A 13,608-nucleotide genomic window follows, 5' to 3' on the forward strand; every position below is an offset into this window, starting at 1 on the left:
ATCGGTATTCGAATCAGGCAGCTAGCTTTTCGGCCAGCTGACGTTCCATGGGTCCGCACTTTTCATTGGCCAGCGCGGTGTCGCGCAAGGCGCGCAATGACTCGGCCGCATCCGGCCGGCCCGCCAGTTGCTCGGCCGCCGCAAGCAGTTGGCGGTATTTGCCGCCACCGCGCACGTGCGTGTCGCTATAGCCCTTGACCAGCCGGCGGCAGTTGACGGTTTCAACGGCCAGCGCGTAGTCCTGCGGCGCCAGCTTCGTGATCAGGTCCAGCCATTGCTGCAAGCCTTCGGATTCAATCTGGTGGCGCAGCGTGCGGCGGCGAAAGCGGCGCATGCCAGCCAGCGAATACAGCATCAGGAAGCCGCCGAGCGTGCCGCTTTGCATCAGCCGCCCCTTGCCCAGCCGGCGTTCCACAAACCCGCCAAAGGCCTTGGAGCCTTCGAGCCAGCGGCCCAGCCGCGTGGGCAAGGTGCCGCAGATTTCTTCCAGGCGCGGGTGCATGTAGTCGGTGGTCATGACCAGTTGGTCGGGGCGCGCGCCCACTTCGTGGCGAATGCGGTCAAAGCGCGTGCCGCGGGTTTTCAGATCGGCCACGCGGATGACGTCGTCGTACGCCATGGCGGTGGCGACATAGCGCGCGGCCGCACAGGTCAGCGCCCACTGCCGGGCGTCGCCGCCGTGTTGCGCGTCAAGATCGCGCAGCGCCTTCATGCGGCGCAGATAGTCGTTGGCGTAGGCCAGATCCTGGAATTCGATTTGGCGGCGCACGCCCGCGGTCAGCATGGGCTGCGCACAGGCGGGGAAGTCGCGCTTGATGGTGTCCAGCAGGGCTTGCGCCTTGGGGCTGGCGGCGCGTTCCGGCACGTCGGGAACGGGGCGCGTCAGGTCGATGGCGGCGGGTTGTGCGGGCGCCTGATGCGCGGCATCAAAACCCAGCGCGAAGGCGCGCAGGCTGGCGTCTACGCCCAGACCCGCGCGGCGCACGGTGGCTTCGTAGTCGTCGCGTGAAAACGGCAAGGCGCCGCTGCCGGCCACGGCGCCAAACAGGCTGGCGCTGATGACGCTGCCGGCGCGGTCGGCCAGGTCTTGCAGGTCGAAACACAGGAAGCGTTTGGCGGCGGCGCGGCCGGCTTCCAGAACTTTGTTGGGGTCGGCGATGCCGTTGCCGGGCGCGGACTTTTCGCTGACGGCGTAGCTGCGGTGCGATGACGACAGCAGTACGGTGCGTTCGGGGGTGACCAAGCCGCGCTGAATGGCGCGGCCGCCTTCCATCAGTTCAGCAGCCACGACCAGGTCCACATCGCCCGGCGTGGGCATCAGCGCCAGCGCAGGCGGACGTCCGGCGCGCTGCACATCCGCTTCGGGCAACAGTTCCAGGTAATAGATGGTGGCGCCGGTACGCTGCGCCACGCCCGGCACGGATGTGGTCTGCGCCCACCATCCGGCGTGTTCGGCCATGTCGACGATCCAGTCGGCCAATACGCCGCCGCCCTGGCCGCCCATGGCCAGGATGGCGATCTTGATCGGGTTGCCTTGCTGCAATGCCACCGGGTTCATGAAAGCGTTGTCCTTACAGGGCGTATTGAGCCAGCCGCGCGGCGCGGCGGCGTTGCAGGAAACCGATGACCGCACCGCGCACGCGCGCCAGGAAGCGGTCGCCGCCGGTCGGGTTGTGGACGATGTCGGCGCGGTAGAAAGACGGGCACAGCACAGCGGCGTGCGCCACTTCGCCACAGTTGCCGCAGCCCACGCAGCTGCTTTCCACATGCGCGACGGGGTCTTCTTTCAAGGGGTCGCCGCTGTCTTTGACCGACAACGACGGGCAGCCCGACAGCCGGATACAGGCGTGGTCGCCAGTGCAGACGTCGGGGTCCACGCCAAAGCGTTCCTTGACCATGCGGCGGCCTTCCTTGACCGCCTTGTTGAACAGCGGCTTCACGCGGCGTTGCTTGTTCAGCATGCATTCCGACTGCGCGATGATGACCTTCGGGCCTTTGATGTCGGTGGTCAGCGCTTCTTCGATGGTGGCGCGCACCTTGGCCACGTCGTACGTGCGGTCCAGCGTGCGCACCCACTTCACGCCCACGCCGCGCACAGCGTGGTCGATGGGGTTGTTGGTGGAGCGGTCGGGGTTGTCGGCGCGCGACGACAGAATGTCTTGGCCGCCGGTGGCCGACGCGTAGAAGTTGTCGACGATGACGATGACGCCGTCGTACTTGTTGAACACCGCGTTGCCAATGCCGGATGACAGGCCGTTATGCCAGAAGCCGCCGTCGCCCATGATGGAAATGGGCCGCTTGGCGGCCGGCACGTTGAACGCCGCCGCGCTGGACGCGCCCAGGCCGTAGCCCATGGTGGTGGCGCCCAGGTTGAAGGGCGGCAGGATGGAAAAGAGATGGCAGCCGATATCGCAGGAGATATGGTGCTGGCCCAGCGTTTCCTGCGCCAGCGTCAGCGCGGAAAAGATGGGGCGTTCGGGGCAGCCCGTACAGAACCCGGCGGGGCGCGGTGGCACCACCGAGGCCAGGCCTGCCACCTGCTTGTGAAAGGTGATGGGCTGCTCGGCGGGCTTGGCCGCAGGCTTCGGGCGCGACAGCTCGGTGATTTCCAGCTGCCGGGTTTCACCATCGGTATCCGCCCCAGCGCGGGCCGCAGCCTGCGCATCCGCCGCCACCGCTGCGTGCGTCTGCAACGATTCCGGGCGATGCCGCTTCAAAAATTCATGCAAGCCATCGCGCATGACCTGCGTGGTGTATTCGCCCGCCATCGGCAGCACGTCTTTGCCAGACAGATGCGTATCGATGCCGGCCTTGCGCAACACCGCATGCAGGTTCTGTTCGATGTAGTCGGGCTGGCCTTCTTCAAGCAGCAGCACGGCGCGCTTGCCGCGGCAGAATGCAGTGACCTCGTCTTCGATGACGGGATAGGTCACGTTCATGACGTACAGCGGAATGCGGCTGTTGCCGAAGTTGTCGGCAAGGCCCAGCAACTGCAAGGCGCGGATGACGCCGTTGTACAGGCCGCCTTGCAGGATCAGGCCGATGTCGTTCTGGTCGCCGTCAAAGTGCTCGTTGAGCTGGTGTTCCTTGATGTAGCGGATGGCGGCGGGCCAGCGGTCTTTGATTTTTTCCTGTTCGTGCAGGAAGGACGCGGGCGGCAGCACGATGCGGCTGGTGTCGCGCGCCGGGCTTTCCAGCGCTTCGGCCAGCGAGAACGCGGGCCGCTTGTTTTCCTTGGCGATGAAGCGGCCATGCACGTGGCAGCCGCGGATGCGCAGTTGCAGCATCACCGGCGTCTTGCTGGCTTCCGACAATGCAAAGCCGTCTTCCACGGCCTTGACCATGCTTTCCAGATTGGGGCGCGGGTCCAGCAGCCAGATCTGCGACTTCATGGCGAACGCGTGCGAGCGTTCCTGCATGATGGACGAGCCTTCGCCGTAGTCTTCGCCGACGATGACGAGTGCGCCGCCCGTGACGCCGCCGGAGGCCAGGTTGGCCAGCGCGTCCGAGGCGACGTTGGTGCCGACCGTGGATTTCCACGTGACGGCGCCGCGGATGGGGTACATGACCGAGGCGGCCAGCGTGGCGGCGGCGGTGGCTTCCGAGGCGCTGGCCTCGAAGTGCACGCCCAGTTCCTGAAGAATGTCGTTGGCATCGGCCAGCACATCCATCAAATGGGAAATGGGCGAGCCCTGATAGCCCGCCACATACCCCACGCCCGACTGCAACAGCCCCTTCGTGACGGCCAGAATGCCTTCGCCGCGAAACTCTTCGCCGGCCCCGATGCGCAACTGCTGGACTTCTTTCTTGAAAGACCTTTCAGCCATCTCGAACTCCTTCTCGGGCCGGCGCGCCGGTCCTCAAGCCTTGCTGCCGTGCAGCATCGTCGTGTCACGAAATTTCCGTCTGAAAAATACTTTAGGAGTCAACGTTTTAGCTGTCAACAAAAAAGATGAAATTTCATGGAAATCAAAAAATATCACGCTAAAACAAGGGTGTATATACTGGTTGTTCTCTAGTTCCATGGCAGTATCCTGGCGCTGTCATGGTGCAAAAACGGGTTCCGATTTCGGGTATACCCTGTGCTGCGCAACAGCATTGCGGCACAACATGGCGCGTGTTTGCGCCGTCGTGGTGCAATGCCTTTTTCGGCCGTCGGCCAAACATGAATTCCGGTGCGTGGGAGCAAAGCAACATGCGGTTGGACAAGCAGCGGGACACTCTTCTGACAGGCCGAAGCGCGGCGGGGCCGCGTTTCGTTGACGGCTATCTGGCCTATCTGCTGGCGCAGGCCAGCCAGCGCATTTCGGCCGAATTCCATTTGCAGGTGAAGGCGGCGGGGCTGTCGGTGACGGAATGGCGAGTGCTGGCCAGCTTGGAGGGCAGCCCCGGCGAAACCATCGGCACGCTGGCGGTGCTGGCCATCACCAAGCAGCCCACGTTAAGCAAGGTGGTGCAGCGGATGGAAGCCGAAGGCTTGGTGGCGCGCACCGGCGTGCGGGCAGACCGGCGCCAGACGCGCGTCTGCATCACCACCAAAGGCACACACCTGATCGCCAGCCTGTGCGAACAGGCGTTGCAGCATCAGAAGGCGGTGCTGGCGCCGTTTGGCGAAGAGAAGGCCGCGCTGCTGATCGAGATGCTGGGCACGCTGATGACCGAGCACGTGCCGCTGGAATTGCCGATTGATGCGGACGAGTAGGCATACGGGCAAACCGCGCCGTGGATGAGGCGACGGCGTCTGAGCTTTGCCGCAGGCGCTCTGCCGGGCGGCGCTTGCGCTTTGCCCCCAGACGATCTGCCGGGTGCCGTGGGAATGGACCCGTTGCATCCGCGCACTCGAACATCGTTCGATCCAATTATTTTGTTACAAGCATATGTGTCCCTTATTAGGTCTCCCTCTGTGAAAAGGGGCCACGGTACGCATAAACCCTGAATTGACTGGGGTCTTGGCGCTAGGCACACTCGCGCCGGTATTCAGACTAATGTCAGGAGTTAACCCCTATGCGCCGCACTTTGATTGCTATCGCGATCGCCGCCGCCGTGGCTGCGCCCTCGATCGGGCACGCCAAGACTTTCCGTTGGGCCGCCCAGGGCGACATCCTTACCTTTGATCCGCACTCGCAGAACGAAGGCATGACGATCGCCGCCAACAGCTACATCTACGAACCGCTGGTGGACTACGACAAGACGTTCAAGGTGGTGCCGCGCCTGGCGACGGAATGGGAACAGGTGTCGCCCACCCTGTACCGCTTCAAGCTGCGCCCCGGCGTGAAGTTCCATGACGGCGCCGCCTTCACGGCGGACGATGCGGTGTTTTCAATTCACCGCGCCATGGCGCCCACATCGAACTACAAGGCCTACACGACCGGCATCAAGGAAGCGCGCAAGATCGACGACCTGACGATCGAAATCGAAACGTCGGCGCCCAACCCGGTGCTGCTGCGCCAGCTGACCAACGTGTTCATCATGAACAAGGCCTGGTCGGAAAAGAACAACATCGCCAAGCCGCAGGACTACGTCAACAAGGAAGAAACCTACGGCGCCCGCAACACCAACGGCACCGGCCCCTACAAGCTGAAGACGCGCGAAGTCGACGTGCGCACCGTCTTTGAAGAAAACAAAGACTGGTGGAACAAGGCGGGCAAGGTCGGCAACGTGACGGAAGTGGTGTTCACGCCGATCAAGCAGAACGCCACCCGCACCGCCGCGCTGCTGTCGGGCGAGATCGACTTCGTGTTGGACCCGGCCGCCCAAGATCTGGAGCGTCTGCGCCAGGCGCAGAAGGTCGTGGAAGGCAACGAGTACCGCACCATCTATCTGGGCCTGGACCAGAAGCGTCCGGAATTGCAGTACTCGAACATCAAGGGCAAGAACCCGTTCCAGGACATCCGCGTGCGTGAAGCGCTGTACCGCGCCATCGACGTGGACGCCATCAAGCGCGCCGTGATGCGTGGCCTGTCCGCGCCCACTGGCACGATGATCGCGCCGCAGGTGCATGGCTGGGCGGAATCGGTGCACAAGCGCGTGCCCTACGATCCCGAAAAGTCGCGTGCGCTGCTGAAGGAAGCGGGCTACGACGGCACGCTGAACTTCACGCTGGACTGCCCGAACAACCGCTACATCAATGACGAAGCCATCTGTCAGGCGGTGGTCGGCATGTGGGCCAAGGTGGGCGTGAAGGCTACGATGAACGCCATGCCGCGTTCCACGTACTTCCCGAAGGTGCAGTCGTTTGACACCAGCGCCTACCTGTTCGGCTGGGGCGTGCCCACGTTCGACGCCATGTACTCGCTGCAAAACCTGATCCGCACCAAGGGCGAAGGCGCGGACGGCATGTACAACCTGGGCGGCTACAGCAACAAGGAACTTGACGCCATCATCGATCGCATCAAGACCGAGACCGATCCCGCCAAGCGCGACGCCGACATCATCACCGTGCTGGAAGGGCACGCCAAGGACTTCGGTCACATCCCGCTGCATGACCAGGTGATCCCCTGGGCGATGCGCAAGAACGTCACGGTCATCCACCGTGCCGACAATCGCCTTGTTGCCGATTGGGTCAAGGTTGACTGATCCCGGCTAACCAGACGGCGTGGAGCCTACCCGGCTCCCGCCGTTCTGCTTTTGGTTTTTCCCGCCTATGTTTGCTTTCATACTGCGTCGCCTGTTGCAGGCCGTAGCGGTGATGCTCACCGTCGCGCTACTGGCCTTTGTGCTTTTTCAATACGTCGGCGACCCTGTCACCATCATGCTGGGGCAGGACGCCACCGATGCCGAGCGCATCGAGTTGCGTGAACGCTTGGGGCTGAACGAGCCCGCCATTGTTCAATTCGGCCATTTCGTGGCCAACGCCGCGCAGGGCAATTTCGGTATCTCCCTGCGTCAGAGCGAACCCGTTTCCACCTTGTTGAAATCCCGCCTGCCGGCAACGCTTGAGCTGTCCATGGTGGCCGCCTTGCTGGCGCTGGTCGTGGGCGTGCCGCTGGGCGTGTACACCGCGCTCAAGCGCAACAGCCTGGTGTCTCAGCTGCTGCTTGCCGGCTCGCTGTTGGGCGTGTCGTTGCCGACGTTCCTGATCGGCATCCTGCTGATTCTGGTGTTCTCCGTGCAGCTGGGCTGGCTGCCCAGTTATGGGCGGGGCGATACGGTCGCCGTGGGCTGGTGGACGTCGGGGCTGTTTACCGCCACCGGCTGGAAGCATTTGATTCTGCCGTCCATCACTTTGTCGCTGTTTCAGATGACCTTGGTGCTGCGGCTGGTGCGCTCGGAAATGCTGGAAGTGCTGCGGTCTGACTACATCAAGTTTGCCCGCGCGCGGGGCCTGAAGCGCCGCGCCATCCACTTCGGCCACGCGCTGAAGAACACGATGGTGCCGGTGATCACCATTACCGGCTTGCAGCTGGGCGGCATCATCGCCTTCGCCATCGTTACCGAAACCGTGTTCCAGTGGCCGGGCATGGGCTTGCTGTTTATCCAGGCGGTGCAATTCGCCGACGTGCCGGTCATGGCTGCGTACCTGTGCCTGATCGCGCTGGTGTTCGTGGTGATCAACCTGATCGTCGATCTTCTTTATTTCGTCGTGGACCCGCGCTTGCGTTCCGGGATGACTCGCGCCGGGGGGGCTCACTGATGCGCGCCGTACTCAAACGCTGGTGGGACAGCGACATTGCCTGGGCCTGGCGCCGGGCGCCCGTGGCCATCATTGCAACGCTGCTGCTGGCGACGTTGCTGATTGGCTCGTTCGGCGCCGGCTGGGTCGCGCCGCACAATCCATTCGATCTGACCAAGGTGGAATTGCTGGACGCCTTGTTGCCGCCCGCGTGGGAGGCCAACGGCCAGGCGACGTATCTGTTGGGCACGGACAGCCAGGGCCGCGATCTGTATTCGGCCATTCTGTACGGCACGCGCGTGTCGCTCTTGATCGGGCTGGCGTCGGTGCTGCTGTCGATGCTGATCGGCATTGTGCTGGGGCTGATCTCGGGCTACGCGGGCGGTCGTATCGACGCGTTCATCATGCGGGTCGCGGACGTGCAGCTGTCGTTCCCGGCCATTCTGATTGCGCTGCTGATCGATGGCGTGGCGCGCGCCGCGGTGCCGCGCGACATGCATGAGCTGATCGCGTTCCCCGTGCTGATCGGCGCCATTGCGCTGGCCGGCTGGCCGCAGTACGCCCGCACGGTGCGCGGTTCCACGCTGGTGGAGAAGAACCGCGAATACGTGCAGGCGGCGCGCGTGATTGGTGTGGCGTCGCCCGTCATCATGTTCCGCCACGTGCTGCCCAATGTGCTGGGGCCGGTGCTGGTGTTGGCGACGGTGCATCTGGCCACCGCCATCATTACCGAGGCGACGTTGTCGTTCCTGGGGGTGGGGGTGCCGCCGACGGCGCCGTCGCTGGGCACGCTGATCCGTATCGGTAACGACTTCCTGTTTTCCGGCGAATGGTGGATCACCATTTTCCCGGGCGCGGCGCTGGTGCTGTTGGTGCTGTCGGTCAACCTTCTGGGTGACTGGCTGCGCGATGCGCTCAACCCGCGGCTGAATTGAGGTAACCATGAGCGCACTTCTAGAAGTCCGCAATTTGCGCGTGGAGTTTCCCACGCGCCGCGGCACGCTACGCGCCCTGGACGATGTGTCCTTTTCCATCCAGGCGGGCGAAGTCCTGGGCGTGGTGGGTGAGTCGGGCGCCGGCAAATCGCTGACCGGCGCGTCCATCATCGGTTTGCTTGAGCCGCCGGGGCGCATCGCCGCTGGCGAGATCCTGCTGGCGGGCCGCCGTATCGATAACCTGCCGGATGAGCAGATGCGCCGCGTGCGAGGGCGCGAGATCGGGGCGGTGTTCCAGGACCCGCTGACGTCGTTGAATCCGCTGTACACGGTGGGCCGGCAGTTGGCGGAAACCATCGTCACGCACTTGGACATGACGTGGTCGCAGGCGCGCAACCGCGCGGTGGAGCTGCTGGCGTCGACGGGCATTCCGGCGGCGCGCGAGCGCATTGACCACTATCCGCATCAGTTTTCGGGCGGCATGCGGCAACGCGTGGTGATTGCGCTGGCGCTGGCGGCCGAGCCCAAGCTGGTGGTGGCCGACGAGCCGACGACGGCGCTGGATGTGTCCATTCAGGCGCAGATCATCGAGCTGCTGAAACGGCTGTGCCGCGAGCATGGCACGGCGGTGATGCTGATCACGCACGATATGGGCGTGATTGCGGAAACGGCCGACCGCGTGGCGGTGATGTACGCGGGCCGCGTGGCCGAGATCGGGCCGGTGGCGGATGTGATTCACAAGCCGCGTCATCCGTATACGTCGGGGCTGATGGGGTCGATTCCGTCGCTGGAAGGGCACACGGAGCGGCTGGTGCAGATCGACGGCAGCATGCCGCGCCTGAACGCGATTCCGCCGGGCTGCGCGTTCAATCCGCGTTGCGGGCAGCGTTTGCCGCGCTGTGCGACGGAGCGCCCCGAGTTGTTGCCGGCGGGCACGTCCCGCGCGGCCTGTTGGTTGCATGACGAAAAAAGTAAGGTGGCCGCATGAGCACGCCTCTGGTTGAAGTGAAGGACGCGGCGCGCTGGTTCGATGTGTCGCCGCCTTGGTTGGAACGCAAGCTGGCGGGCAAGCCGCGCGTGATGTTGCGCGCGGTGGATGGCGTGTCGTTCGAGATTGCGCGGGGCGAAACGTTGGCGCTGGTGGGCGAGTCAGGGTGTGGAAAATCCACGGTGGCGCGGATGCTGGTGGGGTTGTATGGCCTGACGCGTGGCGATATCCGTTTCGATGGGCAGCCGTTGTCGCGGATGTCGGAGAAGGGCGGCCGGGCCTTGCGCAAGCGCTTGCAGATGATTTTTCAGGACCCGTATGCCAGCTTGAATCCGCGCTGGCGCGTGGGCCGCATCATTGCAGAGCCGATGCTGACGCATACGCAGATGACGCCCGACGAACGGGTTGCGCGGGTCAGTGAATTGCTCAAGCAGGTGGGGTTGGACCCGGCGGATCAGGGACGTTATCCGCATCAGTTTTCGGGCGGTCAGCGCCAGCGCATTTCGATTGCGCGGGCGTTGGCGGTGAATCCGGAATTCCTGGTGTGCGATGAGCCGACGTCTGCGCTGGACGTGTCGGTGCAGGCGCAGGTGCTGAACCTGATGAAGGATCTTCAGCGCAAGCTGGGGCTGACTTACCTGTTCATTTCGCACAATCTGGCGGTGGTGCATCACGTGGCGGATCGCGTCGGGGTGATGTATCTGGGGCGGATGGTGGAAGTGGCGCCGCGTGACGAACTGTTTGCGCGGCCGCGGCATCCGTATACGCGGATGCTGCTGGAGGCGATTCCGGATATCAACGGGGCGGGAAAGCCGCGTACAGCAGTGGCCGGGGAAGTGCCGAATCCGTTGAATCCGCCGTCAGGGTGCACGTTTCATCCACGGTGTCCGCATGCGAATGCCCGGTGCCGGGCCGAGGCGCCGGTGGCGCGGTTGGCGGGGGTGTCGGTGGTGGCTTGCCATGCGGTGGAGGAGGGGCGGATTTCGGGGTGATTCGTTTTTTTTATGACGGGTGTTGGTGCGGGTGACGGTTGCTTTTCTTTTGGCGTCCGTCGCGGTGGGGGGCGGGCTGCGCGGGTCAACGATTGCGGTCCGGAGCCTTCGCTCCGGACTGCCCCGTTGTCATCTTCGTCAGCGCCTGCGGCGCTTCCTTCAGATTCCCTCGGGCGCATCGACTCCCCGCGCAGCCCGCCCCCCACCGCCACGGACTCGCATCGTGCATCATCTGACCGGCCCTGGGGCGGGTGGTTTGCTTGGCGCTTTTTATCGCGCGCTTTTTGGGGGGGAAGATCTTGCAGGGCCGCCAAAGCCGGCCGCGCGGGCGGCCTTTTTTGGCATTTGGGTGGCTTGTGGTGGTGGCCGCTGACGGGCTTGTGGTGGACGGTGCTTGATCATTCTTGGGATGGGTGAAGCGCGTATTGGCCTGCGCTATTGCACGATTGCACGATTGTGGATCGCGCTTACCCATCATGCCGGCCTGGTATTACTTCAAACTCAATGACGCGGCTCTTCCACGCGTTCGTACGGCGTGTCGTCGTCTTCATCGTCCTCGTCGTCGTCTTCTTCCTCTTCGTCGTCCTTAACCGGTTGCGGTTCCTCGGTCAACGCGAAGGGCAACACGTCTTCCAAGCTGTCAGACCACGCGGATTCTTCGCCGTCGTGGTCCAGCTTGATGAATCTTTCGCCTTCGTTCAGCGAAATCTGTACTGCCCACAGATAAAGGCAGTCGTAGGTGTCGTCGTCGGAATGCGACAGGCCGCCGCGGTTGCCCAGGATGCGGGAGCCGGCGCCGCCGAGTTGGACGTGGGTCTGGTCTTCTTCGACTTTTGCGTTTTCGTCCAGCGGAACCCCATAGGTCACCCACTCGGTGCCTTCGTCGCCCAGCACCACTTCGGCCAGGACCGGTTTGCCCAGGTAGGCGCTTAGGGCGTCAGCCGTTTTGGCCAGCATGTCCAGTTCGGATGCGCTGAAGTGGGTGACGGAAGCGGGGGGAGTTGCAGAGGCGGACATGAAGGTGATTCCTGGGCGCGATGAAGCCGCGACGGCACGGCAAGATACATAAGGTCAGGCGTTATTGTCGCGCGATCGGCGTTGCAATGCATCGGACGCTTGGATGACGAAGTGGTAAGGCCCTGCATGCCGGCCTGCACGCCACCCTCACGCCACCCTCACGCCACCCTCACGCCACAGCCGGCACGCTGCGTTTGCGCACGCTATCGGGGGATTCTCCCGTCAGCCGCTGGAACATCGCGATGAAGGCGGAGGGCGTGCTGTAGCCCAGTTCGCGCGCGACGGTCTGCACCGGCTGGCCGGCGTCCAGCATGCCTAGTGCGGACACGACGCGCAGGCGTTGGCGCCAGTCGTTAAACGACATACCCAGATGTTGTTGGCAGTGGCGCAGCAGCGTGCGCTCGGTGATGCCGGCGGTGGCGGCCCAGTAGGCGGCGCCGCGTTTGTCGCCGGGGCGGCGCTGTAATGCCGACAGGATGGGGGCCAGCACCGGTTCGGTGGTGGAGGGCAGATAGCTCGCGTAGACGCGGGCCTGGCGGGCTTGGTCGATCACGATCTGCGCCATCCGGCGGTCTTCGGGGGTGGCGGGGTAGCGGATGCCGCGGCGTTCGAAGTCGGCCAGAATCGCCCGCATGACGGGGCTGATCTCAAGGGTGCAGGGCGTATCGGGCAGCCCCGCACAGGCCTCGGCCGGGATATCGATGCAGGCGTAGTGCACTTCGCCTTCGTTCTGGCAGCAGTGCTCCACATGCGGCGGTATCCAGATGGCGTACTGCGGCGGCGACAGGTAGGTGACGCCGTTGATGCCGATTTCCATGATGCCCGACAGCGCAAAGTTCAGTTCCGCCCACGGCGAGGTGTGGCGGCGCATGCGCGAATGGGGCGTGAAATGCAGAATGCGGCAGGCCAGCGGATAGGGCAGGTGGCCGGCCAGCGTCGGCGCGGTGTCGGCGAAGTCCATGTCGGAAGTTCAGAAGGAAATGTCTGTTTTTCATTATATACAGCATGTCGGACACGTCCTACACTTGCGGCCTATTCCTGTTGGGCATTACCGGTTCATTCATGACGCGCGCTGACACTCCCCCCATTCCCGCCCGCTATCTGCTGTTTCCGATGCTGGCGGCCCTGATCTGGTCGGTCAACATGATCGTCACCAAGATGGCCGCTGGCGTCATTTCCCCTGCCGTCATCGGCTTTTACCGCTGGGCGCTGGCGGGCGTGGTGCTGACGCCGTTTGCGTTGCCGGGCGTGTGGGCGCAGCGCCGGTTGATCCTGCCGTACCTGCCCAAGTTCGCCGTGCTGGGCGGTTTGGGGATGGCGCTGTATCAGGGGCTGGCCTATGTGGCGGCGTCCAGCACCACCGCGACCAATATGGGCATCATCACGGCGATGATTCCGTTGCTGACCATCGCGGTGGGGACGGTGGTGCTGCGCCAGCGGCCGACGCTGATGGCGATGCTGGGCGGCTTGGTGTCGCTGGCGGGCCTGGCGCTGCTGATTGGCGAAGGCGATCCGGCGCGGCTCTTGTCGGTGGGGGCGAACCCGGGTGATTTGCTGATGGGCATGGGCGCGCTGGCGTATGCGCTGTATGGCGTGCTGCTGCGCCGCTGGGGCCTGCCGGTGGGGCCGTGGCAGTCGCTGTATGTGCAGGTGGCGTTTGGCGTGCTGTTCCAGCTGCCCGCGTTTCTGATGGCGGCGCCGTCGCCGCTGAATGCCGCCAACGTGCCGCTGGTGTTGTATGCGGCGATTTTTCCGTCGCTGTTTGCGCCGTTCCTGTGGATGCAGGGGGTGAAGCATCTGGGCCCGAACCGCGCCAGTATTTTTCTGAACATGATGCCGGTGGCCACGGTGGCGATCGCAGCTGTCTTTCTGGACGAAAAGCCGCACATCTTCCATATCGTGGGGGGCGCGTTGGCGCTGGCGGGGGTGATGCTGGCCCAGATGCGCACGCCGCGCCTGGGGTGGCGTACGGGCAAAACTGGCGGTTGACCGCAGTGTTCCGTCCCTGACGCACGCCTGTCAGGGTTCCGGCCTACAATCGACGGTTCATCAGCTTTCTTTCCC

General features: G+C 64.1%; 11 protein-coding genes. 7 read left to right on the forward strand and 4 right to left on the reverse strand.

What is annotated here, in order from left to right:
* Window positions 1-13 precede the first annotated feature (13 nt).
* Window positions 14-1,558 carry an indolepyruvate oxidoreductase subunit beta family protein gene (locus ACFZAI_RS08085; RefSeq protein ID WP_391566447.1) on the reverse strand — a complete coding sequence of 515 codons (1,545 nt, stop codon included), beginning with the start codon at window positions 1,556-1,558 and terminating at the stop codon, window positions 14-16.
* Between the two features lie 13 nt (window positions 1,559-1,571).
* Window positions 1,572-3,827, reverse strand: a complete 2,256-nt coding sequence (locus ACFZAI_RS08090) for a thiamine pyrophosphate-dependent enzyme (protein ID WP_391566448.1) — start codon at window positions 3,825-3,827, stop codon at window positions 1,572-1,574.
* A gap of 368 nt (window positions 3,828-4,195) precedes the next feature.
* Here ACFZAI_RS08090 and ACFZAI_RS08095 point away from each other — a divergent pair, with 368 nt between their 5' ends.
* The 6 genes from ACFZAI_RS08095 (at window position 4,196) to ACFZAI_RS08120 (ending at window position 10,527) form a co-directional block, all read left to right on the forward strand.
* The gene (locus ACFZAI_RS08095) at window positions 4,196-4,702 is read left to right on the forward strand and encodes a MarR family winged helix-turn-helix transcriptional regulator (RefSeq protein WP_054428074.1); all 507 of its coding nucleotides are present in this window, start codon (window positions 4,196-4,198) and stop codon (window positions 4,700-4,702) included.
* Between the two features lie 302 nt (window positions 4,703-5,004).
* Window positions 5,005-6,576: an ABC transporter substrate-binding protein gene (locus ACFZAI_RS08100; RefSeq protein WP_391566449.1), complete on the forward strand. Its 1,572-nt coding sequence runs from the start codon at window positions 5,005-5,007 to the stop codon at window positions 6,574-6,576.
* 67 nt (window positions 6,577-6,643) lie between these two features.
* Window positions 6,644-7,633: an ABC transporter permease gene (locus ACFZAI_RS08105; protein WP_054428072.1), complete on the forward strand. Its 990-nt coding sequence runs from the start codon at window positions 6,644-6,646 to the stop codon at window positions 7,631-7,633.
* On the forward strand, window positions 7,633-8,547 hold the full coding sequence (locus tag ACFZAI_RS08110) for an ABC transporter permease (RefSeq protein ID WP_391566450.1): 915 nt from the start codon (window positions 7,633-7,635) through the stop codon (window positions 8,545-8,547). The genes ACFZAI_RS08105 and ACFZAI_RS08110 overlap by 1 nt, the downstream gene beginning before the upstream one ends.
* A 7-nt stretch (window positions 8,548-8,554) precedes the next feature.
* Complete coding sequence (locus tag ACFZAI_RS08115; RefSeq protein WP_054428070.1) at window positions 8,555-9,535, forward strand: ABC transporter ATP-binding protein; 981 nt, start codon at window positions 8,555-8,557, stop codon at window positions 9,533-9,535.
* Window positions 9,532-10,527, forward strand: a complete 996-nt coding sequence (locus tag ACFZAI_RS08120; protein WP_391566451.1) for an ABC transporter ATP-binding protein — start codon at window positions 9,532-9,534, stop codon at window positions 10,525-10,527. Before ACFZAI_RS08115 ends, ACFZAI_RS08120 begins: the two co-directional genes overlap by 4 nt.
* Window positions 10,528-11,028: 501 nt before the next feature.
* On the opposite strand, the gene ACFZAI_RS08125 is transcribed toward ACFZAI_RS08120, so the two are convergent.
* Both ACFZAI_RS08125 and ACFZAI_RS08130 read right to left on the reverse strand, forming a co-directional pair.
* Complete coding sequence (locus ACFZAI_RS08125; protein WP_391566452.1) at window positions 11,029-11,544, reverse strand: hypothetical protein; 516 nt, start codon at window positions 11,542-11,544, stop codon at window positions 11,029-11,031.
* A 169-nt stretch (window positions 11,545-11,713) separates the two neighbouring features.
* A complete protein-coding gene (locus ACFZAI_RS08130; RefSeq protein WP_391566453.1) occupies window positions 11,714-12,505 on the reverse strand; it encodes an AraC family transcriptional regulator in 792 nt (263 codons plus the stop codon).
* A 101-nt stretch (window positions 12,506-12,606) separates the two neighbouring features.
* Here ACFZAI_RS08130 and ACFZAI_RS08135 point away from each other — a divergent pair, with 101 nt between their 5' ends.
* On the forward strand, window positions 12,607-13,533 hold the full coding sequence (locus ACFZAI_RS08135) for a DMT family transporter (protein ID WP_391566454.1): 927 nt from the start codon (window positions 12,607-12,609) through the stop codon (window positions 13,531-13,533).
* Window positions 13,534-13,608: the final 75 nt, after the last annotated feature.

It is taken from the genome of Achromobacter sp. NPDC008082 (assembly GCF_042957345.1).
Classification (GTDB): Bacteria; Pseudomonadota; Gammaproteobacteria; order Burkholderiales; family Burkholderiaceae_B; genus Achromobacter; species Achromobacter kerstersii_A.